Origin of the sequence: Microbacterium kunmingense (genome assembly GCF_023155745.1) — a bacterium.
In the GTDB taxonomy this organism is placed as follows: Bacteria; Actinomycetota; Actinomycetes; order Actinomycetales; family Microbacteriaceae; genus Microbacterium; species Microbacterium kunmingense.
In genome coordinates, this window is sequence record NZ_JAKNUS010000003.1 from 67164 (window position 1) to 89897 (window position 22734).

Sequence of the window (22734 nt, forward strand, 5' to 3'; positions counted from 1 at the left end):
CTCGTCGGTCATGGTCTGCTCATCGGTCATAGTCGGCTCCCAGGCTCGCGAGGCTCTCGTCGCTCCAGCGGTCGGCGGTCCACCGCAGGGTCAGCTCACCGAGCGGCTCCACCTGCTCGAACGACAGGGCGGCGTGACGGAAGAGCTCGAGCACCGAGAGGAAGCGGGCGACGACCACGCCGGGCTGATCGACGCCGGCGATCAGCTCGCGGAACGACAGCGAACCCGCGCTCCGCAGGAGCGCGACCACCACAGCGGCCTGCTCGCGGATGCTGACCAGGGGCGCGTGCAGGTGGTCCAGACGCACCTCCGGGATCTCCTTCGGTGTCATCGCCAGCAGTGCCAGGGCGGCGAAGTCGGCGGCACTGAGGGTCCAGACCAGTTCGGGGGTCGATGCCCGGTAGCGCTCGTCCAGCCTGACAGCCCGCGCGTGGCGGCGATCCTCCGCCTGCAGACGTTCGGCGAACCAGCTCGACACCTGCTTGAACGCGCGGTACTGCAGCAGTCGGGCGAACAGAAGATCGCGCGCCTCCAGCAGCGCCACCGACTCGGCGTCGACGAGCTCGCCCTGCGGAAGGAGCCCCGCCACTTTCATGTCCAGGAGCGTCGCCGCCACGACCAGGAACTCCGAGGCCTCCTCCAGCTCCTCAGCCGGGTCGAGCTGACGCAGATAGGCGATGAACTCATCGGTGACGGCACTGAGCGAGACCTCGGTGATGTCGAGCTCGCGCTGGGAGATCAGGGTCAGCAGAAGATCGAAGGGCCCGTCGAAGACGCCGAGAGAGACGCGGAATCCGTTCCCGGCCCCGCCGGGGGTGTCGGCCGACGACTCCGGACCGTGGACGGTCTCAGGCGACGGCGCCACGCGCGACCAGCTCCCGCGCGAGTCGCAGGTAGGCCTGCGCCGCGGCGTGCTCGGGCGCGAACTCGGTGATGGGCATCCCGGACACGGAGGCGTCGGGGAACTTCACGGTGCGTCCGATGACCGTTTCGAGAACCTCGTCGCCGAACGCCTCCACCACCCGCTCGAGCACCTCGCGCGAGTGCAGCGTGCGCGCGTCGTACATCGTCGCGAGCACCCCGTCGAGCGTGATCGTCGGGTTCAGGCGGTCGCGCACCTTGTCGATGGTCTCGATGAGGAGCGCCACCCCGCGCAGGGCGAAGAACTCGCACTCCAGCGGGATGAGCACGCCGTGGCTCGCGGTGAGCGCGTTGACCGTCAGGAGTCCGAGTGACGGCTGGCAGTCCACGAGGATGACGTCGTAGTCGGCCGAGACCTTCCGCAGCACCCGCGCGAGCGTGGTCTCCCGGGCGACCTCGTTGACGAGGTGCACTTCGGCGGCCGAAAGGTCGATGTTGGCGGGGAGGACGTCGAGGTTGTCCACCCGGGTGGAGACGATGACCTCGCCAGGATCGCGCTTGGTGTCCAGCAGCAGGTCGTAGATCGTCGGGATCTCGTGGGTCTGGATGCCCAGGCCCGCCGACAGCGCGCCCTGCGGGTCGAAGTCCACAGCGAGCACACGGCGCCCGTACCCGGCCAGCGCCGCGGCGAGGTTGATGGTCGTGGTGGTCTTGCCGACCCCGCCCTTCTGATTGCAGAGCGAGATGATCCGTGCCGGACCGTGACCATCGAGCTTCGGCGGCGTCGGGAACCCCTGGTAGGGCCGACCGGTGGGACCGATCGGGACGTCGCTGACAGCGGCCTTCTTCGCGCTCCGCGTGCTACCGGCCACGACTCTCCTGACTTCCGACATGTCTGATCGATTGTAACGACGCGCGCCCCCGCGCCCGTGGAGGCTCACCCACCTCGGCTCACCGGGCGCGGGGATGACTGGTCGCGTAGACGTCGCGCAGTGCCTCGACGCTGACGTGGGTGTAGATCTGCGTGGTGGTGACCGAGGCGTGCCCGAGGAGCTCCTGCACGACGCGCACATCCGCGCCCCCCTGCAGCAGGTGCGTGGCGAAGGAATGGCGCAGGGTGTGCGGCGAGACATGGGCGGTGAGCCCTGCCCGCTCCGCGGCCTGCTGGATCACCAACCACGCACTCTGTCGCGACAGCGGCGCGCCGCGCGCGCCGAGGAAGAGCCGCGGGCTCGCGCGGCCGCGCCGGGAGAGCTCGGGTCGCGCGCGGGTGAGGTAGGCGCCGACCGCCGCCTGGGCGTACGACCCCACCGGCACGATCCGCTCCTTGTCGCCCTTGCCGCGAAGCCGCAGAACCGCGGGATGGGAAAGGTCGTCGACATCGAGCCGGACCGCCTCCGACACGCGCGCTCCGGTGGCGTAGAGCAGTTCGAGCAGCGCCCGGTCGCGGAGGCCGAGCTCGTCGCCCGGCTGTGCGGAGCCCGGCGTCGGCCCCGCGGCATCCAGCAGCTGCTCGACCTGAGAGATGGTCAGCGCCTTCGGCAGCCGGCGGGGAGCCTTGGGGGGGCGGAGCGTGCTGGCGGGGTCGACCTCCTGCAGACCCTCCCGTACGAGGAAGCGGTGCAGTCCCCGCACCGACGACTGCAGACGGGCCAGGCTGGATGCCGCCGGCGGAGGGTCTGCGCGCGCGCGCTCGGCAGCGAACTCCTCCAGCAGCTCGGTGGTGACCTCGTCGAGATCGGTGAGACCGCGTGCCCGGAGCCACGCGAGATAGATCCCCAGATCGCGGCGGTACGCCGCGACGGTGTGGTCTGACAGGCCCCGTTCGACGGTGACGTGGCGGAGGTAGGCGTGCACCGCCCGGTCCGGCGTCATCGGCCTGAGCCGCCGGAGAGGAGCATCGCCCGACTCAGCCGTCCGCGCGTTCGCGCCGCAGAACCTCCGCGGCGGCGAGCGCGCCCGTGGCGAGGATCCCGTTGCGGAAGCGACCGGCGATGACGGCGTCGATCACATCGGTCAGGGCGACCCACTCCACGCGGATGTCGGCCTCCTCCTCGCCGCGGGCGTGCACCTCGGGCGCCGCGGAGAGATCACGGGCGAGGAAGAGATGGACGACCTCGTCGTTGCCACCGGGTGTGGTGAAGATGCTCACGAGCGGGTCCCACCGCGCGGCGGCGAGATCGACCTCCTCGGCGAGTTCCCGCTGCGCCGTCGCAAGCGGAGGCTCCCCCTCCACATCGAGCAGCCCCGCCGGGATCTCCCAATCCCGGTGGCGGATGGGATGGCGGTACTGCTGGATGACGACGATGCGGTCCTCGTCATCCAGCGCGACGACGGCGGCCGCGCCCGGGTGCGCGACGTACTCGCGGACGAGCTCGTCGCGACCGTATCGGACGACATCGCGCTGGACGTTCCACACCCGGCCGGCGTACACCCGATCCGCGGCGGCCACGTGCGGCGTCACCGGCTCGTCGCGCAGGGGTTCGGAGACGGTGTGCTCAGTCATTGTCGACGTCGAACAGTTCGCTGGCGCGGTGTCGATCCAGCGCCGCGCCGACGAGACCCCGGAAGAGAGGATGCGGCTCGGTCGGCCGTGAGCGCAGCTCGGGGTGCGCCTGGGTGGCGATGTAGTACGGGTGGACCTCGCGCGGCAGTTCGACGTACTCGACCAGGTTCCGGTCCGGTGAGAGACCGGAGAACACCAGTCCCGCCTCGGCCAACTGCGCGCGGTAGGCGTTGTTGACCTCGTAGCGGTGGCGATGCCGCTCGAGGACCTGATCGGCCTGATACACCTCGGCGGCGACGGAGCCCTCGGCCAGCTGGGCAGGGTACAGGCCGAGCCTCATCGTGCCACCGAGATCACCGCGATCGAGGATGTCGACCTGTTCGGCCATCGTCGCGATGACGGGGAAAGGCGTCTGCGGGTCGAACTCGCTCGATGAGGCGTCTGCGAGACCCGCGACGTTGCGCGCGTACTCGATCACCATGCACTGCAGGCCCAGGCACAGTCCGAGGGTGGGGATGCCCTGCTCGCGGGCGAAGCGCAGGGCACCGAGCTTGCCCTCGATGCCCCGGATGCCGAAGCCCCCGGGAACGATGATGCCGTCGAGGTCGCCCAGGGCCTTGGCGGCGCCCTCGGGAGTCTGGCAGTCATCGGAGGGGATCCAGCGGATGGTGACGTGGGTCTCGTGCGCGAAACCGCCGGCCTTGAGCGCCTCGGTCACGCTGAGGTAGGCGTCCGGAAGGTCGATGTACTTCCCGACCAGCCCGATCGTGACCTCGTGCTTGGGGTTGTGGACCGCCTGCAGCACCTTGTCCCACCGCGACCAGTCGACCTCTTCGGCGGTGTCGAGGCCGAGGGAGCGGACGATGTAGGCGTCCAGCCCCTGCTCGTGGAGCATGGTGGGGATGTCGTAGATGCTCGGCACGTCGACGGCGTTGACGACGGCGTCCTCGTCCACGTCGCACATCAGCGCGATCTTGCGCTTGTTGCTGTCGGTGACAGGCCTGTCGCTGCGCAGCACCAGTGCGTCGGGCTGAATGCCGATGGACCGCAGCGCCGCCACGGAGTGCTGCGTGGGCTTGGTCTTCTGCTCCCCGGATGCGCCCATGAACGGCACGAGCGAGACGTGGACGAAGAAGACGTTGCGTCGGCCGAGCTCGTGCCGTATCTGACGAGCGGACTCGATGAACGGCTGCGACTCGATGTCGCCGACCGTGCCGCCGATCTCGGTGATGATGACGTCAGGCCGGGGTTCCTCGCTCGCCTGCAGCCGCATCCGGCGCTTGATCTCATCGGTGATGTGGGGGATCACCTGGACGGTGTCGCCGAGGTACTCCCCGCGACGCTCGCGCGCGATGACCTGCGAGTAGATCTGGCCGGTCGTGACGTTGGCCGCCTGGCTGAGATCGATGTCGAGGAAGCGCTCGTAATGCCCGATGTCCAGATCGGTCTCGGCGCCGTCATCCGTCACGAAGACCTCGCCGTGCTGGAAGGGGTTCATCGTGCCCGGATCGACGTTCAGATACGGATCCAGTTTCTGCATCACCACGCGCAGACCGCGGGCGGTGAGCAGGTTGCCCAGACTCGCCGCAGTGAGGCCCTTGCCCAACGAAGAGACGACACCGCCCGTCACGAAGATGTGTCTGGTGGTGTCGTCGTTCGGTCCCGCCTCAGGAGTCTGCATCACGGGCTTCGATCCTATCAGCCGGCAGCGGCGACGCTGCGGTCGCAGCGCCGAGTTCGAGAAGCTCTTTGGCGTGCGTCAGCGCCGCGTCGGAGTCGGGCATGCCCGAGAGCAGGCGTGCCATCTCGGCCTCGCGATCTCGGCCGGTCAGCCGTCGGACGCTCGACGCCGTCACCGAGCCGTCACTGGCCTTCTCCACCGTGAGGTGATTGCCGGCGAAGGCCGCCACCTGGGCGAGGTGGGTGACCGCGATCACCTGCGCCGACCGGGCGAGCATCGCCAGCCGTCGGCCGACCTCGATCGCGGCGGCCCCGCCGACGCCCGCGTCGACCTCGTCGAAGACGAAGGTGGGCACGGGGTCGCTGCCGGCGATGACCACTTCGATCGCGAGCATCACCCGGCTGAGCTCGCCGCCGGACGCACCGCGCGCCACGGGCCGGGGCTCCGCGCCGGGGTGGGCGGCGAGGAGGAAGGTCACCTCGTCGCGGCCCGACGCGCTCGCCGATGTCTCCCCGACGTCGACCCGGATCAGCGCGTCGGGCATCGCCAGCGCGCGCACCTCGGCGGTGACCGCGCGCCCCAGCCGCTCCGCGGCATCCTTCCGGGCGGAGGAGAGCACCGCGGCCGCGGCGTCCAGGTCGGATGCCGCCCGATCGCGCTCCGCCGACAGACGCGCGACCCGCTCGCCGTCGTCGTCGAGTTCCATCAGCCGCGCCGAACCCGTCGCGAGGAACGCGAGGGCGTCGTCCACGGAACCGTGTCGACGCACGAGCGCGCCGAGCACGGCCCGACGCTCCTCGACCTGCTCGAGCTCGCGGGGACCGGCTTCGTCGAGATCGGCCAGGTAGGCCGAGAGAGTGGTGGCGGCATCGACGATGCGGTATCCGATGTCGGCCAGCTCGTCGGCGTGCGGTCGCAGCGCAGGGTCGTCCACCCGCTCCAGCGCCTGGCGGGCTTCGGCGACCAGCGTCGCCGCGTCGGGTACGTCGAGGTCGCTCGAGAGTGCATCATGCGCAGCGGCGGCCGCTCGTCGCAGCTCCTCGGCGTTGGCCAGGCGCTCCGCGCGGGCGGCGAGCTCGACGTCCTCCCCCGGCTGGGGATCGGCTTCCTCGATCTCCGCGACGGCGGATCGGAGATCGTCGGCCTCGCGGGCACGGACGTCGCGGGATTCCAGGAGTGCGCGCAGCTCGTCGTCGAGCGCCCGGTGGCGCTGGAAGGCCTCGCGGTACACCCCGAGGGCGTCGCTGACCGGCTCACCCCCGAAGCGGTCGAGGGCATCGCGCTGCGCGGACGCGGAGCGCAGCCGAAGCTGATCGGACTGACCGTGCACGACGACGAGATGGTCGGCGACGTCGGCGAGCACCCCCGCAGGGGCTGACCGGCCTCCCACGCTGGCTCGGCTGCGTCCTTCGCTGGTGACGGTGCGGCCGAGGAACAGCTCGGCGCGGTCGTCATCGAGGGGTTCGAGCTCTCCCCCGGCCTCTTCGACGCGGGCGGCGACCGGGCCGCGTGCCGGCACCGTCCAGACGCCGTCGACGGCGGCCTGGCCGCTGCCGGCGCGGACCACCGACGAATCGGCGCGCTGACCCAGAAGGAGACCCAATCCGGTCACGACCATCGTCTTGCCCGCGCCGGTCTCGCCCGTGATCGCCGTGAAGCCGGGCCCGAGAGGGAGGGTGGCCTCGGCGATGACGCCCAGACCGCGCAGCCGCATCTCCTCGATCATGAGGGCCGCTCCCGACCGGATGCCGGCGTCGGCCCCCGCCAGCCTTCGACCGGCAGGCGGAACTTCCGCACCAGGCGGTCGGTGAAGGCCGCGGGATGCAGTCGGGCGAGCCGAACCGGAACGGCGGCGCGCCGCACCACGACGCGGGCGCCCGGGGGCAGGTCGTGGGACCGGCGTCCGTCGCACCACAGGATGCCGGTGTCGTCGGTGCGGTCGAGCACCTCGATCGCGACGGCGTGCTCGGGCCCGACCACGAGCGGTCGTGCGAAGAGGGCGTGGGCCGAGAGCGGCACCACGGAGATGGCCTGCACGGTCGGCCAGATGATGGGTCCGCCGGCCGAGAAGTTGTAGGCCGTCGACCCGGTCGGCGTCGACACGACCACACCGTCGCATCCGAAGCTCGACAGCGGTCGTCCGTCGACTTCGATGACGACCTCGAGCATCCGCTGGCGGCTCGCCTTCTCCACGGTCGCCTCGTTCAACGCCCAGGTGTCGTAGACGACGGCGCCCGAGGCATCCTTCACCCGCACCGACAGGGTCAGCCGCTCCTCGACCTCGTAGTCGCGCGCGATCACCATGCGGACGGCGTCGTCCATGTCATCCGGCTCGATCTCGGCGAGGAACCCGACGTGACCCATGTTGATCCCGAGCACCGGCGCTCCGCCGTCCCGGACGAGTTCGGCGGCACGCAGGATAGTGCCGTCACCGCCGAGGACGATCGCGAGCTCGATGTCGTCGATCGCGACGTCCTCGCCCAGCCGCCCGATCTCGGTGTGCCGGGGGTCCACCTCCTCGGCGCGGAACAGACGCTCGGTGAGGAGTCTCATCTCCGTGGTGTCGTCGGCGGGCAGGACCGGTCGTGCCCCGGCAGCGGTCAACGCCGTGATGACGCGGGTCGCGGCATCGATCGTCGCAGGCCGGTGCGCGTGCGCGACGACCAGGATGTTGCGGTCCGCCTCGGTCATCGCTCCCCTGTCACATCGTTCACGGTCCCGAGCCATTCTGTCGGGTTTTGCCCGGCACCCGGTCGGAGGCGGATGAGGAACTCCCTGTTGCCGCGTGCTCCCAGGAGGGGCGAGGCGATCACGCCCGCCGTCCCCAAGCCACTGTCCCACGCACTCCAGAGCACTCCGGACACCGCATCGGCGCGTGCGGACGGATCGGTCACCAGCCCCTCCTTGACCCCGGTCCGCCCCACTTCGAACTGCGGCTTGACCAGCAGGACGACATCGGCCGCCGCGGGGACGACGCGTGCGATCGCGGGGAGGATGTGCCTCAGCGAGATGAACGAGAGATCACCGACCACGATCTCAGGGCCTACCTCCCCCGCCGACCACGATCGCCAGTGCGCGGAGGTCATCTCGCGGGCGTTGAAGCCCTCCACGACGACCACCCCGGGGTCGGCACGGATCCGCGGATCGAGCTGTGCGTGACCGACGTCGACGGCGACGACCGTCCGTGCACCCCGCTCGCGCAGCACCTGCGTGAAACCGCCCGTGGATGCTCCGAGATCCAGCGCGATCCGCCCGGAAGGGTCGACGGCGAACGCGTCCAGCGCGGCGGCGAGCTTCACGGCCCCGCGGCTGACGTAGTGATCGGTTTGGGCGACATCGATGACGGCGTCGTCGGTGACCCGGTGCGAGGCCTTGCGGATCTCCGCGCCGTCGACGCGCACGGCGCCCGCGGTGATGAGCGAGGCGGCATGCGTCCGGGATCGGGCGAGCCCGCGGGCGGCCAGGGCCGCGTCCAGGCGCTGCGTCATCGGCGCGTCGGGTCGCCGGCACCGAGCGTGTCGTCCAGGCGCCGAGCCAGGTCGTCGTGAATGGCCGTGAAGGCCTCAGCCCGTTCGCCCAGCGGCTGCGATTCGATGATCTCCAGCGCCGACAGCAGCTCCGACGGAGCCGCGGCGTCGGTCTTCCGATCGTCCTCGCCCATGGTCACATGCTACGTGCAATCCGAATCGCGCCCCGCTCCGAAGCACTCTCGTCTCTGACCTTCGTGAGGGGGGGACGTCGACCTGGACAGCGAGAGTGGGCACTCGTGTCGACGGCACCCGTCGCGGGGTGATCGAAAGGAACCCGAACCTTGACGGTCTACGATCCGTCCTCGCCGCTGCCCACGGCGAGACAGCACACGACACAACAGCATCACGCCGGATGGCTCGCCGCCTTCCGCCACGGGGATGACGCGCTTCGCGCGTGGGTCCTCTCCCATCCCCCGGAGGTGTGGTCCACCGATCCCGGCCTGCTGCTCGCGATGGCGGCGACCTACCGGTGGGAGGGTGCCGAGGGAGCCTGGACGATGCTCCCCTACCTCGAGCAGGCCGAATCCCTGATCGATGCCGACCCCGACGCGCCGGGGCGCACCCGCGCATCGGCGGCGCTGCTGAGGTGCCTGGCCGAACGGTCACGGGGCGATCTGCACGCGGCTCTGATCTACGCGGAGCGGACATTGGAGATCCTGGCCTCGACCGGGACCGATATCCGGGACCGCCTCGATCTGCGCTCGGCCGCACTGCTCAAGCGAGGCAGCATCCATGCGCTCAGGGGAGATCTCCCCCGCGCGCGCAGCGACCTCGAACGGGGCCTGCGCGACGCCGACTCCGATCTCACGCCGCGCAAACGCGTGGAGGCTCTGGGTTTCCTCGCGATCATCGAGGCGCTGACCGGGGCCCTCCCCGACGCCGAGCGGGTCCTGCACCGGGCACGCCCGGTGGCCGACCGCATGCCCGGCGGACTGTGGTCGGCACCCCTCGAGATCGCCGAGCTCCTCATCGCGGCGGAACGCTCCGAACTGGGCGCGAACGCGCCCACGCTTCGTCGACTGGTGACCGAGGTGGAAGGGTCGGAGTTCGACTTCCTCGCTCAGCATCTCCTGGCGCTCCTGGCGGAGGAGTCCGGCGACACCGACGGCCGACGCGCGGCGATCCGGCGCCTGCGGATCATCGAGCAGCAGGGGAAGGATCAGGGGCTGCTGCGCCTGCTCCGCATGGGCGACCGTGCAGAGGCGCTGCTCGACCTGGGCGACCTCGCGCGCACCGGCGCGGCACTCCGAGACGACCGGGACCACGCGCACCTCCTGTGCGCGGCAGCACTGCGTGCCCGCGCCGCGCTCGCCATCGGCGATGCGCGCGCGGCTGTGGCCGAGACGCGGTCGTGCCTGCTCGAAGAGGATCATCCCGTGCGGTCGCTCGTGGCGTCCGCCGCGGTCGATGCCGAGGCCCGCGTCATGATCGGCGACACCTCCTCCGCCGACGCCGCCTTCCGGCTCGTGTTGCGCGAGGCCGTCGCCACGGGGGCGCAGCGGGCGCTGCGCCGGATGTCGCCATCGGTCCGGCGGCTGCTCGCCGAGCGCGCGAGAGAAGGGTCGGATCCGGATGCCGCGGAGTCGGCGCTCCTCGCCGAGTTGGCCTCTTCGACTCTGCCGCCGGAAACACCGTCGGGCCCGACCGTCGCCCTCAGCCCCCGGGAGCGGGTGGTCCTCGCGAGGCTGGCCGCCGGCGAGTCGCCCCGCGCCATCGCCCAGGCGCTGCACGTGTCGTTGAACACGGTCAAGACCCAGGTGCGGAGCACGTACCGCAAACTCGGCGCGTCCACGCGCGACGGCGCTGTGGAGCGCGCCCTCATCCTCGGCGTCCTCACCACGGGCTGACGGCCCGCGACGGACCCGCGTGAGGGGCGGGAGGCGGAGGCCTCCCGCCCCTCACGCGTCTCATCCCCCATCACCTCGCCCTCACCCCTCGTGGCCCATCACTCCCCCTTCGGAAAGCCATATTCACCTCTGGATCAGGCTGTTTCTCGTCGGCTTCACCTCATCGTCCGCGTTCGACTGACGCAGACGAGAGGAGAGGTCATGCTTGTTGCGGTCATTCCGGCCCACAACGAAGAGGCGGGGATCGGCGCGGCGATCCGAGGTCTGCGACAGCAGACCACTCCGCCCGACCACATCGTGGTCGTGGCCGACAACTGCAGCGACGACACGGTCGGCGTGGCGGCGAGTCTCGACGTCGACGTGTGGCCGACGGAGGGCAACACCGCCAAGAAGGCCGGCGCCCTCAATCAGGTACTCGCGCGCATGCTGCGCGAACTGCACGACGCCGACCTGGTCCTGGTTCAGGACGCTGACTCCGCCCTCGACGGTGGATTCATCGCCACGGCGCTGCGCGAACTGGCCTCGCCGCGGATCGGCGCCGTCGGGGGTGTGTTCCGCGGGTCGGCGGGGGGCGGATTCGTCGGCCATCTTCAGCGCAACGAGTACGCCCGATACGGACGGGACGTGCGGCGGCTCGAGGGGAAGTGCCTGGTTGTGACCGGAACGGCCGCCGTGATGCGTGTGGCGGTGCTGCGGGAGATCAGCCGGGCTCGGATGCAGGGCGCGCTTCCCTCCGGTGACGGCCACGGGGGCGTGTACGACACCAGCGTCCTCACGGAGGACAATGAGCTGACGTTCGCCATCAAGCACCTGGGGTACGAGGTGCTCAGTCCTGCCGGATGCACTCTCGTCACCGAAGTCATGCCGAACTGGTCAGCACTGTGGCGTCAGCGTCTGCGGTGGAAGCGGGGCGCGGTGGAGAACTGCGTCCAGTACGGACTGACTCGGGTGACGTGGCCGTACTGGGGTCGCCAGCTCGTCACGATGGCCGGATGTCTCGTGACGTACCTCTACCTGGCGACCATCATCTTCGCTGCCGTCGCCGGCCAGTGGGGCCTGCAGCCGTTCTGGCTGTGCGTCACGGCCATCTTCGTGGTCGAACGCGTCGTGACGGTGCGCGATCGCGGATGGCGCTACATGCTGCCGGCCGCGCTGATGTACGAACTGCTGCTGGACGTCTTCCTGCAGCTGGTTCACACAAAGGCTTACCTCGACGCGCTGACCCGACGTCAACGCGCATGGTAGGAGGAAAGGAAACCCACATGTACAACGACGCCATCTCATCGACGGGGGCGGGCGCGGGCGCAGGCGTGCTCGCGGCCACCGGATTCGACTCGCTCTGGCTCGGACTGGCCGCCTTCGCCCTCATCGCCGCGGGAACCGCGGTGATGCGCATCGTGCCGCGCCGGCGGCGCGCCCTGGCGCACACCTCGTCGGACTGAGCGGGAGGAGGGGGATGTGCGACATCCCCCTCCCCCTCACGGTCGGTGGAAGGGGTCGGCGTACAGCCGCTCGGGCACACGGAAGCCGAAGATCGCCCGCCCGGTGTTCCAGATCGCCGTCGCCCCGGCGCGGAGGAGGTCGATCGGCCGGTCACCGTCGCTGTCGATGAGGACGTCGCCACCGTCGATCCGTACGCGCGCACGCCCGACGGTCACGGTGTCGCCGGACACACGGACGGCGGGGTACGGCTCGTGCAGCTCCCGCAGATCGCCCAGGAGGTAGGTGGGACGCGAACCAGGCGGTGCGGCGAGCACCTGCTTCGGACGGTCGATGCCCGTCAGCACGAGGGCGGAGTCGATTCCCGCTCGCTGCGCACCGAGGATGTCGGTGTCGAGCCGGTCGCCGATGAACAGGGGACGGTGCGCGCCGAATCGCGACACCGCCTCGTCGAAGATCGGCGTCTCGGGTTTGCCGGCCACCGTCGCCAGTCGCCCCACCGCGGTGTGCACAGCGGACACGAGCGTGCCGTTACCGGGTGCGATTCCCCGTGACTGAGGAATGGTCCAGTCGGTGTTCGTGGCGATCCACGGAATGCCCCCGTCTTCCTCGGGTGTCTTCAGTGCGTACGCGGCCTCGGCGAGCTGCAGCCAGCCGACGTCGGGGGCGAAGCCCTGCACCACGGCAGCGGGACGATCCTCCGCGCTGCGCGTGACGATGTACCCGGCCTTCTCGACTTCGCGCGTCAGACCCTCGCCGCCCACCACGAGGATCGTCGCCCCGGGGGCCACCTTCGTGGCGAGCAACCTCATCGCGGCCTGCGGACTGGTCACCACCTCGTCGGCGGCTGTCGGCAGCCCCAGGGATGTGAGGTGCGCGGCGACCGCCGCATCGGTCCGAGATGCGTTGTTGGTGATGTAAGCCAGACGACGACCGTCTTTGGCGCGTGTGAGCGCCTCCACCGCGTGCGGCAGTGCGCCCGCACCCGCGTAGACGACCCCGTCGAGATCCGCGAGGACGACGTCGACACCCGACAGCGGCGTCGGATCGCTGCGTCTGGTGAAAAGCGCCATCAGTCACGTACCCCCGCGACGTCGCCGTGGCCGGCAGACGCGGGGCCACCATCCGAGGACTCTTCGATCACCTCGTCGACCTCGACCGTCTCCCACTGATCCTCGCCGTTCGCGCCGGCGATGACATCGGCTGCGACAGCCGCCCGCTTGCGCCAGGACGCAGCGTCATCGTCGCGGCCGAGCTCCTCCAGCACCGTCGCCCGAGCGGCGAAGAGATCCGGACTCCAGGGGAAGGCGCGATCAGGATCGAGCTCGGGGATGTCGAGCTCCTGGAGGGCGCGCTCGGTCTCGCCGAGATCCAGGCGCGCGCCCGACATCGCGATCGCCAGGTGCACACGCACGTCGGTCGGGAGCGTCTTCCGGTCCACCGCACGCCCGACCTCGAGTGCCCGGTCAGGCCGCCCCACCCCCCGCTCACTGTCGACCATGAGTGCGATCTGATCGTCACGGCCGGAGATGCGGCGGTAGGTCCGCAGCTCGCGAAGAGCGAGCGCGAAATCCCCGACCGCATACGCCGTGATCGCCGCAGTCTCGCGCACGACCGCCACGCGCCCGGCGCGCCGTGTCGCGGCAAGGGCATGCTCATGCGCTCGCGCCGGATCCTCATCGATGAGCAGAGCCGCCATCGCCAGGTGTCGGGCGACCGCCTCGGCATTCTCTTTGCTGAGGGTCTTCAGCTGGTTACGTGCTGCCGCATCGAGGGAGCGGGGAGTGACATCCTCGGGAAGCTCGGGCTCGGGGATGCGCTCGGATTGGGGCGGGCGGGAAGGACGTGCATCGGCTCGGCGGTGATCATCGCGCCGTGGCCTGGCCCCACCGCCACCGTCGCGCCGAGGGCCACCGTCGCGGTCGCCCTCCCGACGCGTGGCGCCCCGTCGATCACCGTCGGAGGCCCGACGATCAGCGCCGCCGTGAGCTGAGCTTCCTCGTCCCGACAGCGGCGGTCGGTCTCCGGAATCGCGTCGAGGTCGTTCCCGGCGGTCGTCGTCACGTCCGGCACCGGCCTTACCGCGGCTGTCGCGGGACGGATGATTCCTGCGATCGTCCGATCTGCCGCGTCGATCCTCGGTCATGACGCTCCCCTCTCCGACCCGACGTGGGCCGTTAACGCGAAATGGCCACCCAACACTGGGTGGCCATTTCTCGAAAGAAGTCCGGCGGTGTCCTACTCTCCCACAGGGTCCCCCCTGCAGTACCATCGGCGCTGAGAGGCTTAGCTTCCGGGTTCGGAATGGGACCGGGCGTTTCCCTCTCGCTATGGCCGCCGAAACACTATTGATGTTTCAGTCTGCACAACAAAAGTCATTGTCATGCGATTCTCGACCGTACATCGAGAACCACTCAGTGGACGCGGGCAACACAAACGAAGTGTTATCAAGTCATCGGCTTATTAGTACCAGTCAGCTGCATGCATTACTGCACTTCCACATCTGGCCTATCAACCCAGTAGTCTGGCTGGGAGCCTCTCGCCCGAAGGCATGGAAGTCTCATCTTGAGGCCGGCTTCCCGCTTAGATGCTTTCAGCGGTTATCCATCCCGAACGTAGCTAATCAGCGGTGCTCCTGGCGGAACAACTGACACACCAGAGGTTCGTCCAACCCGGTCCTCTCGTACTAGGGTCAGATCCTCTCAAACTTCCTACGCGCGCAGCGGATAGGGACCGAACTGTCTCACGACGTTCTAAACCCAGCTCGCGTACCGCTTTAATGGGCGAACAGCCCAACCCTTGGGACCTACTCCAGCCCCAGGATGCGACGAGCCGACATCGAGGTGCCAAACCATGCCGTCGATATGGACTCTTGGGCAAGATCAGCCTGTTATCCCCGAGGTACCTTTTATCCGTTGAGCGACAGCGCTTCCACAAGCCACTGCCGGATCACTAGTCCCGACTTTCGTCCCTGCTCGACCTGTCAGTCTCACAGTCAAGCTCCCTTGTGCACTTACACTCGCCACCTGATTGCCAACCAGGTTGAGGGAACCTTTGGGCGCCTCCGTTACTTTTTGGGAGGCAACCGCCCCAGTTAAACTACCCACCAGGCACTGTCCCTGAACCGGATTACGGTTCTAAGTTAGATATCCAGAGTGACCAGAGTGGTATTTCAACAATGACTCCACATGAACTGGCGTCCATGCTTCAAAGTCTCCCACCTATCCTACACAAGCCACACCGAACACCAATACCAAGCTGTAGTAAAGGTCACGGGGTCTTTCCGTCCTGCTGCGCGTAACGAGCATCTTTACTCGTAATGCAATTTCGCCGAGTTCGTGGTTGAGACAGTTGGGAAGTCGTTACGCCATTCGTGCAGGTCGGAACTTACCCGACAAGGAATTTCGCTACCTTAGGATGGTTATAGTTACCACCGCCGTTTACTGGGGCTTAAATTCTGAGCTTCGCCTTGCGGCTAACCCGTCCTCTTAACCTTCCAGCACCGGGCAGGCGTCAGTCCGTATACATCGTCTTGCGACTTGGCACGGACCTGTGTTTTTAGTAAACAGTCGCTACCCACTAGTCTCTGCGGCCCCCAAACGCTTTCGGAGCAAGTCCTAGTACGTCGAAGGCCCCCCTTCTCCCGAAGTTACGGGGGTATTTTGCCGAGTTCCTTAACCACGATTCTCTCGATCCCCTTGGTATTCTCTACCTGACCACCTGAGTCGGTTTGGGGTACGGGCGGCTTGAACCTCGCGTCGATGCTTTTCTCGGCAGCATAGGATCACCCACTTTTTATCCGCATCGTGTCTCAGCCTGTATGAGTGACGGATTTGCCTATCACTCGGCCTACGCACTTGCACCAGGACAACCATCGCCTGGCTTGGGCTACCTTCCTGCGTCACACCTGTTAATACGCTAGCCGCACCAGCATGGGGTCGAGCGTTCACCAAGACGTCTTCACCCCGAAGGGATCCGTACATTCCTGGCTAGGACTCTTAGCACCACTGGATTAGCTTGGGCGGTTCTTCGCCGGTACGGGAATATCAACCCGTTGTCCATCGACTACGCCTGTCGGCCTCGCCTTAGGTCCCGACTTACCCAGGGAAGATTAGCTTGACCCTGGAACCCTTGGTCATTCGGGGGACGTGTTTCTCACACGTCTTTCGCTACTCATGCCTGCATTCTCACTCGTGTAGCCTCCACGGCTGGTTCACACCGCCGCTTCGCTGGCCACACGACGCTCTCCTACCCATCAACACGGCTGGACCACGAAGGCCTACCAATAATGTCAATGCCACAACTTCGGTGGCGTGCTTGAGCCCCGTTACATTGTCGGCGCGGAATCACTTGACCAGTGAGCTATTACGCACTCTTTCAAGGGTGGCTGCTTCTAAGCCAACCTCCTGGTTGTCTGAGCAACTCCACATCCTTTCCCACTTAGCACGCGCTTAGGGACCTTAGTTGGTGGTCTGGGTTGTTTCCCTCTCGACTATGAAGCTTATCCCCCACAGTCTCACTGCTGCGTTCTCACTTACCGGCATTCGGAGTTTGGCTGACGTCAGTAACCTTGTGGGGCCCATCGGCCATCCAGTAGCTCTACCTCCGGCAAGAAACACGCAACGCTGCACCTAAATGCATTTCGGAGAGAACCAGCTATCACGAAGTTTGATTGGCCTTTCACCCCTATCCACAGCTCATCCCCTCAGTTTTCAACCTAAGTGGGTTCGGCCCTCCACGACGTCTTACCGTCGCTTCAGCCTGGCCATGGATAGATCACTTCGCTTCGGGTCTAGGACACGCGACTGAATCGCCCTATTCAGACTCGCTTTCGCTACGGCTACCCCACTCGGGTTAACCTCGCCACGTATCGCTAACTCGCAGGCTCATTCTTCAAAAGGCACGCTGTCACAGCTGCTATGGCTGCTCCAACGGTTTGTAAGCAAACGGTTTCAGGTACTATTTCACTCCCCTCCCGGGGTACTTTTCACCTTTCCCTCACGGTACTTGTCCGCTATCGGTCATCTGGGAGTATTTAGGCTTATCAGGTGGTCCTGACAGATTCACACGGGATTTCTCGGGCCCCGTGCTACTTGGGATACTTCTCGCGCCAAGGGAGGCATTTCGACTACGGGGTTGGCACCCTCTATGACCGGCCTTTCAATGCCGTTCGTCTATACCTTCTTGTAACGCTGACTGCTCGGCAGAACAATCTGAAAAGTCCCACAACCCCGAATACGCAACTCCTGCCGGATATCACACGTACTCGGTTTAGCCTGTTCCGGTTTCGCTCGCCACTACTAACGGAATCGCGGTTGCTTTCTCTTCCTGTGGGTACTGAGATGTTTCACTTCCCCACGTTCCCTCTACCCGCCCTATATATTCAGGCGGGAGTCACTGGGTCGGCACGCCGCCCAGCGGGGTTTCCCCATTCGGAGATCCTCGGATCAAAGTGTGCTTATCCACTCCCCGAGGCTTATCGCAGATTGCTACGTCCTTCTTCGGCTCCAGATGCCAAGGCATCCACCGTTTGCTCTTAAAGACTTGAAATCACATGAGCTGATCTATCGATCATTCGTTTGTGAGGCGCGTCGTAAACGACGCGTCTCTAAGATGCTCGCGTCCACTGTGTAGTTCTCAAAGTACGGGCGGTACCCTTCCCGCATGCCGCACTGCGGCACCGAAGAAGGGCCCTGAGGTTCAGACTCGGCGAAGAGCGTCGAACGCTCCGCGCCTGCATCCGGTCCCTCAGGACCCAACAGCGTGCATGTGCCCCCCGAGGCGTGCCATTCCGTTCCAGCTGCGAGCAGCGTACTGAGATCGACACGATCCGTGAGGCACCTCGTCAAATGTTCCACCCATGAGCTGACCCCTTCGAGACATTCGCTCGAAGCGGGCTCTGGGATGCCGAAGCATCCAGATGCTCCTTAGAAAGGAGGTGATCCAGCCGCACCTTCCGGTACGGCTACCTTGTTACGACTTAGTCCTAATTACCGATCCCACCTTCGACGGCTCCCTCCACAAGGGTTGGGCCACCGGCTTCAGGTGTTACCGACTTTCATGACTTGACGGGCGGTGTGTACAAGACCCGGGAACGTATTCACCGCAGCGTTGCTGATCTGCGATTACTAGCGACTCCGACTTCATGAGGTCGAGTTGCAGACCTCAATCCGAACTGGGACCGGCTTTTTGGGATTCGCTCCACCTTGCGGTATTGCAGCCCTTTGTACCGGCCATTGTAGCATGCGTGAAGCCCAAGACATAAGGGGCATGATGATTTGACGTCATCCCCACCTTCCTCCGAGTTGACCCCGGCAGTATCCCATGAGTTCCCACCATTACGTGCTGGCAACATAGAACGAGGGTTGCGCTCGTTGCGGGACTTAACCCAACATCTCACGACACGAGCTGACGACAACCATGCACCACCTGTTTACGAGTGTCCAAAGAGTTGACCATTTCTGGCCCGTTCTCGTATATGTCAAGCCTTGGTAAGGTTCTTCGCGTTGCATCGAATTAATCCGCATGCTCCGCCGCTTGTGCGGGTCCCCGTCAATTCCTTTGAGTTTTAGCCTTGCGGCCGTACTCCCCAGGCGGGGAACTTAATGCGTTAGCTGCGTCACGGAATCCGTGGAATGGACCCCACAACTAGTTCCCAACGTTTACGGGGTGGACTACCAGGGTATCTAAGCCTGTTTGCTCCCCACCCTTTCGCTCCTCAGCGTCAGTTACGGCCCAGAGATCTGCCTTCGCCATCGGTGTTCCTCCTGATATCTGCGCATTCCACCGCTACACCAGGAATTCCAATCTCCCCTACCGCACTCTAGTCTGCCCGTACCCACTGCAGGCCCGAGGTTGAGCCTCGGGTTTTCACAGCAGACGCGACAAACCGCCTACGAGCTCTTTACGCCCAATAATTCCGGATAACGCTTGCGCCCTACGTATTACCGCGGCTGCTGGCACGTAGTTAGCCGGCGCTTTTTCTGCAGGTACCGTCACTTTCGCTTCTTCCCTGCTAAAAGAGGTTTACAACCCGAAGGCCGTCATCCCTCACGCGGCGTTGCTGCATCAGGCTTTCGCCCATTGTGCAATATTCCCCACTGCTGCCTCCCGTAGGAGTCTGGGCCGTGTCTCAGTCCCAGTGTGGCCGGTCACCCTCTCAGGCCGGCTACCCGTCGACGCCTTGGTGAGCCATTACCTCACCAACTAGCTGATAGGCCGCGAGCCCATCCCGGACCGAAATTCTTTCCAGCTGCTGAAGATGCCTTCGCAGCTCGTATCCGGTATTAGCAGCTGTTTCCAGCTGTTATCCCAGAGTCCGGGGCAGGTTGCTCACGTGTTACTCACCCGTTCGCCACTGATCCAGAGAGCAAGCTCTCTTTCACCGTTCGACTTGCATGTGTTAAGCACGCCGCCAGCGTTCATCCTGAGCCAGGATCAAACTCTCCGTAAAGAAATGTTGCTGCGAGCCGGTCGGAATAGACCGACAGCAGCGAGTTTGATCTGACCAAAGGGATGTCATTGCTGACTATCCGTTGCCGACCCGAAGGTCGGTCTTTGATCCAAAGGAATCTCTATCCGGTTTTCACCGGAACGAGGTTATTTGGCATTTGACAAGTGCACGCTGTTGAGTTCTCAAGGATCGGATGCTCCTGCTTTCTGGCCTCTCGACCATCTCCGCAGGGCAACTTCTCTAGCTTAGCCCCCGTGTTCGACTCCGTCAAATCGTGTCATTCGCAACCGAGAAGGTTTCGGATGACGCTCGATCAGCTCGATCGTCGGGGGGCTCCCCATCGTAGACCTTCCGGTCGACGACTCTCAAGTTTTGAGCCTGAGCTCATGTTGAGGGGGGATGTTCTCCGCTTGAGGGGGGTGAGGCTCTCGGCCTCTCTCGCTTCCCTTTGGGGCGAACAAGTAATAATTTACGTGCGCCCTGCGGGACTGGCAAATCGTGCCCGCATCCCGGGCGTGTCGCGCCCTCTTTCCGCGGAAAGACGCGGGTCCCGGCGGCACGACACGACGACGGCCGTGAGGATGGGCATGCCGATGCCGGGCGCCGACGATCCAGATCGCACGGCCAGACCGTGGAGGCGGAGTCCGATCAGGCCGCGGTGCGTTCGTCGTCACAGCGCGAGCGCCCACGGCGACGCGCTCACGACACGCGCCGGCATGCGCCTCAATGCGCTCTCGACAAGCGCGCAGAAGACCCGCGGCAGTCAGCGGACGAAGACGCCCGCGAGCGTCTTCTTGCCGCGACGCAGGACGGATACGCCGCCCGGAAGCGATCCCTCGACCGTGGCGGAGTCATCGCTGACACGCATCCCGTCGATGGCCACGCCGCCCTGCGCGATCGCGCGTCGCGCTTCCGAGAGGCTCGCGACCAATCCGGTCTCGACGAGTGCTTGCACGACAGGCGCGCCACGGTCCAGGTCGGCGTGGGGAAGTTCGCGCAGCGCCTGGATCAGCGTCTCGGCATCGAGCGTGCGGAGGTCCCCCTGCCCGAAGAGCGCATCGGACGCGGCGACGACCGCGCTCGCGGCATCCTCTCCGTGCACGAGAGCGGTCACTTCTGCGGCGAGACGCTTCTGTGCGGCGCGACGGAACGGCTCGTCCTCGACCAGCCGCGCGAGGTCTTCGATCTCCTCGCGCGAGAGGAAGGTGAAGATCTTCAGCCGCGCGATGACGTCGGCGTCGTCCGTGTTCAGCCAGAACTGGTACATCCGGTACGGACTGCACATGGCGGGATCGAGCCAGATGGCGTTGCCCTCGCTCTTGCCGAACTTCGTTCCGTCGCTGTTGGTGATCAGCGGCGTGCCGATGGCGTGCACCGAGGTGTGCTCTATGTAGTGGATCAGGTCGACCCCACTGGTGAGGTTGCCCCACTGATCGGACCCGCCGGTCTGCAGAACGCAGCCGTACGTGCGGTAGAGCTCGAGGTAGTCCAGTCCCTGCAGGATCTGGTAGCTGAATTCGGTGTAGCTGATGCCGGCCTCGGAGTTCAGCCGCGCGCTCACCGCGTCCTTGCTCAGCATCTTCCCGACGCGATAGTGCTTGCCGATCTCGCGGAGGAAATCGATCGCCGACAGCGGCGCCGTCCAGTCGAGGTTGTTCACGATGCGAGCGGCGTTGTCACCGTCGAAACTCAGGAAGCGCTCCACCTGCGCGCGCAGGTACCCGACCCACTCGGCGACGGTCTCCTTCGTGTTCAACGTCCGCTCGCTCGAGGGGCGCGGATCGCCGATGAGGCCGGTGGATCCCCCGACCAGGCCGAGCGGACGGTGGCCGGCGAGCTGAAGTCGGCGCATGGTCAGCAGCTGCACGAGGTTGCCGAGGTGCAGACTCGGCGCCGTGGGGTCGAACCCGCAGTAGAACGTGATCGGCTCGCCGCCGAGAAGCGCGCGGAGCTCGTCGACATCCGTGGAGACGTGGATCAGCCCGCGCCACACCAGTTCGTCCCAGACATTGTCGAAGGACGGATCGTTCGCGGGGGCGGTCGCGTTCACGACGACGGATGACACGCCTTCCAGGTTATCAGCGCGTTCGACGTGGCCCGACAGACCCCGGACACCCGACAGCGTTCGCGTTCGTCGCGCGGCACGTGTCGGACTCCCGTGGGACACTTACGCCATGCCGGATGCCATCGACGCCACAGATCCGCTGGCCGTCGCGGTCGTCGTCATCATCGTTTTCCTGTCGATGTGCGCCGCACTGGTTCTCGTCACGATCGCGCAGCGTCGACCGCGGGCATCCGTTCTGTCGGTGGCCGCGGGTCTCGTTCTGCTGTCACTCCTCGTCGTCGCGGTGCTGCCGTACAACATCCCGGTCCTCCTCGGGGCCATCCTGGCGGTCCTCGGCGTGGCCCTGGCGATCCTCGGCGGCAACCCGTTCACCCGGTGGGTCCTCGTCGCGGCCGACGGACGCACGACCGAGGGTCCGCGCGGCGGGATCCTGGTCGAGCTCGCCGCCGATCACGACGAGACGCGTCAGGAGGAGATCCTCCGGGGTGGCACCACGATCGGATTCCTCGAGCGGGCATCCGTCGCGCTCGGCATCCTCGCCGGATTCCCCGCGGTCATCGCGGTGGTGGTCGCCCTTAAGGGCGTGGGCCGCTTCTCGGAACTGGCGACCCCGGCCGCGCGCGAGCGGTTCATCGTCGGGACGATGGCCAGTCTTCTCTGGTCATCGGCTGTGGCCGCCGCTGTCTGGCTCGCGATCTGGTGATGCCGGCCCGCGCTCGCCGGTGAGCGCGCGGAGCCCCTCGAGCAGTGCACCCGCCTCAGCGGCGGCGAGCGCCTGCGAGACGGCGGACTGCACGACACCTTCCGCGGCGGCGAGGTCCGTCTGCGTACGCCCGCGCCATCGCCCGTAGACGAGCCGTCGCGTCCGTGCGCTCAATTGAGCGATCGCGCGATCGCGCGCGAGCAGTCCGCTGTTGGCGATCCCCACCATCTCGCGCGTCTCCGCCGTCGCGCCTTCGGCTGCTGCGACCCAGGTCCGCGCCGTCGGCGCGGTCCTGCGCGCAAGCCGCTCGACCTGGTCGATCGCACCGCGCGCCGCCCACCAGGCTTCGCCCTCGGACAGCGCTCCACCGACGGAGGGGATCTCCTCGATGCGTCCGAGACCGATCCCGAAGCGGAGCTCGAGCCCCTCCGGCAGAGCAAGCTGAAGCAGCATCGTCGCCGCGAGCGCGGAGGACAGATCGGAGTACACCCCCTGCACCTCGTCGCCCACCACGGGCCGAAGACCCTGCTCGGCAGGCGGCCCCTCCTCGCTGACCTGGGCGAGGACGGTCTCGAGATCTCGTTGTGCGACTTTCCTGTCCGCGAGCTCGCGAGAAGAGACGATGTCCGCGATCACGACGGCCGGCAT

At 66.5% G+C, this 22734-nt stretch carries 18 protein-coding genes and 3 rRNA genes; 5 read left to right on the forward strand and 16 right to left on the reverse strand.

What is annotated here, in order from left to right; translation table 11 throughout:
• Positions 1–19: 19 nt before the first annotated feature.
• The 9 genes from MA875_RS05300 to MA875_RS05340 are packed head-to-tail and all read right to left on the reverse strand — an operon-like array spanning position 20 to position 8709.
• Complete coding sequence (locus tag MA875_RS05300; RefSeq protein WP_248240782.1) at positions 20–865, reverse strand: segregation and condensation protein A; 846 nt, start codon at positions 863–865, stop codon at positions 20–22.
• A complete protein-coding gene (locus MA875_RS05305) occupies positions 849–1754 on the reverse strand; it encodes a ParA family protein (protein WP_248240783.1) in 906 nt (301 codons plus the stop codon). The genes MA875_RS05300 and MA875_RS05305 overlap by 17 nt, the downstream gene beginning before the upstream one ends.
• Before the next feature lie 58 nt (positions 1755–1812).
• Positions 1813–2736: a site-specific tyrosine recombinase XerD gene (gene xerD, locus MA875_RS05310; protein WP_248240786.1), complete on the reverse strand. Its 924-nt coding sequence runs from the start codon at positions 2734–2736 to the stop codon at positions 1813–1815.
• Positions 2737–2770: 34 nt separating this feature from the next.
• Complete coding sequence (locus MA875_RS05315) at positions 2771–3367, reverse strand: NUDIX domain-containing protein (RefSeq protein WP_248240788.1); 597 nt, start codon at positions 3365–3367, stop codon at positions 2771–2773.
• Positions 3360–5048: a CTP synthase gene (gene pyrG, locus MA875_RS05320; RefSeq protein WP_248240790.1), complete on the reverse strand. Its 1689-nt coding sequence runs from the start codon at positions 5046–5048 to the stop codon at positions 3360–3362. The genes MA875_RS05315 and pyrG overlap by 8 nt, the downstream gene beginning before the upstream one ends.
• Positions 5035–6774: a DNA repair protein RecN gene (gene recN / locus MA875_RS05325; RefSeq protein WP_248240792.1), complete on the reverse strand. Its 1740-nt coding sequence runs from the start codon at positions 6772–6774 to the stop codon at positions 5035–5037. Before recN ends, pyrG begins: the two co-directional genes overlap by 14 nt.
• Positions 6771–7739: an NAD kinase gene (locus MA875_RS05330; RefSeq protein ID WP_248240794.1), complete on the reverse strand. Its 969-nt coding sequence runs from the start codon at positions 7737–7739 to the stop codon at positions 6771–6773. The genes recN and MA875_RS05330 overlap by 4 nt, the downstream gene beginning before the upstream one ends.
• On the reverse strand, positions 7736–8536 hold the full coding sequence (locus MA875_RS05335; RefSeq protein ID WP_248240796.1) for a TlyA family RNA methyltransferase: 801 nt from the start codon (positions 8534–8536) through the stop codon (positions 7736–7738). Before MA875_RS05335 ends, MA875_RS05330 begins: the two co-directional genes overlap by 4 nt.
• A complete protein-coding gene (locus tag MA875_RS05340) occupies positions 8533–8709 on the reverse strand; it encodes a hypothetical protein (RefSeq protein ID WP_248240798.1) in 177 nt (58 codons plus the stop codon). The genes MA875_RS05335 and MA875_RS05340 overlap by 4 nt, the downstream gene beginning before the upstream one ends.
• Positions 8710–8859: 150 nt before the next feature.
• Here MA875_RS05340 and MA875_RS17440 point away from each other — a divergent pair, with 150 nt between their 5' ends.
• The 3 genes from MA875_RS17440 (at position 8860) to MA875_RS05355 (ending at position 11867) form a co-directional block, all read left to right on the forward strand.
• The gene (locus MA875_RS17440; RefSeq protein ID WP_282448726.1) at positions 8860–10425 is read left to right on the forward strand and encodes a helix-turn-helix transcriptional regulator; all 1566 of its coding nucleotides are present in this window, start codon (positions 8860–8862) and stop codon (positions 10423–10425) included.
• A 201-nt stretch (positions 10426–10626) separates the two neighbouring features.
• Positions 10627–11670, forward strand: a complete 1044-nt coding sequence (locus MA875_RS05350; protein WP_248240800.1) for a glycosyltransferase family 2 protein — start codon at positions 10627–10629, stop codon at positions 11668–11670.
• Positions 11671–11687: 17 nt separating this feature from the next.
• Positions 11688–11867: a hypothetical protein gene (locus MA875_RS05355; protein WP_248240803.1), complete on the forward strand. Its 180-nt coding sequence runs from the start codon at positions 11688–11690 to the stop codon at positions 11865–11867.
• Between the two features lie 36 nt (positions 11868–11903).
• Here MA875_RS05355 and MA875_RS05360 read toward each other — a convergent pair whose 3' ends face one another.
• Both MA875_RS05360 and MA875_RS05365 read right to left on the reverse strand, forming a co-directional pair.
• Complete coding sequence (locus MA875_RS05360; protein WP_248240804.1) at positions 11904–12938, reverse strand: HAD-IIA family hydrolase; 1035 nt, start codon at positions 12936–12938, stop codon at positions 11904–11906.
• Entirely contained in the window at positions 12938–13477 is a 540-nt protein-coding gene (locus tag MA875_RS05365) for a hypothetical protein (RefSeq protein WP_248240806.1), read from the reverse strand. The genes MA875_RS05360 and MA875_RS05365 overlap by 1 nt, the downstream gene beginning before the upstream one ends.
• 45 nt (positions 13478–13522) lie before the next feature.
• On the opposite strand from MA875_RS05365, the gene MA875_RS05370 reads away from it, so the two are divergent.
• A complete protein-coding gene (locus MA875_RS05370; protein WP_248240808.1) occupies positions 13523–13858 on the forward strand; it encodes a hypothetical protein in 336 nt (111 codons plus the stop codon).
• Between the two features lie 232 nt (positions 13859–14090).
• On the opposite strand, the gene rrf is transcribed toward MA875_RS05370, so the two are convergent.
• The 4 genes from rrf to tyrS all read right to left on the reverse strand — a co-directional run bounded on the left by rrf (position 14091) and on the right by tyrS (position 21392).
• A 5S ribosomal RNA gene (gene rrf / locus MA875_RS05375) occupies positions 14091–14207 on the reverse strand.
• A 101-nt stretch (positions 14208–14308) separates the two neighbouring features.
• Positions 14309–17415 (reverse strand): 23S ribosomal RNA (locus tag MA875_RS05380).
• Between the two features lie 381 nt (positions 17416–17796).
• Positions 17797–19318: ribosomal RNA gene (locus MA875_RS05385) — 16S ribosomal RNA — on the reverse strand.
• Together the 16S, 23S and 5S rRNA genes form the textbook arrangement of a ribosomal RNA operon.
• A gap of 763 nt (positions 19319–20081) precedes the next feature.
• The gene (tyrS, locus tag MA875_RS05390) at positions 20082–21392 is read right to left on the reverse strand and encodes a tyrosine--tRNA ligase (protein WP_282448741.1); all 1311 of its coding nucleotides are present in this window, start codon (positions 21390–21392) and stop codon (positions 20082–20084) included.
• Positions 21393–21492: 100 nt separating this feature from the next.
• On the opposite strand from tyrS, the gene MA875_RS05395 reads away from it, so the two are divergent.
• Positions 21493–22086 (forward strand): hypothetical protein, encoded by a 594-nt coding sequence (locus tag MA875_RS05395; RefSeq protein WP_248240812.1) that lies wholly within the window; start codon positions 21493–21495, stop codon positions 22084–22086.
• Here MA875_RS05395 and MA875_RS05400 read toward each other — a convergent pair.
• Positions 22045–22734 (reverse strand): SatD family protein, encoded by a 690-nt coding sequence (locus tag MA875_RS05400; protein WP_248240814.1) that lies wholly within the window; start codon positions 22732–22734, stop codon positions 22045–22047. The genes MA875_RS05395 and MA875_RS05400 overlap by 42 nt on opposite strands.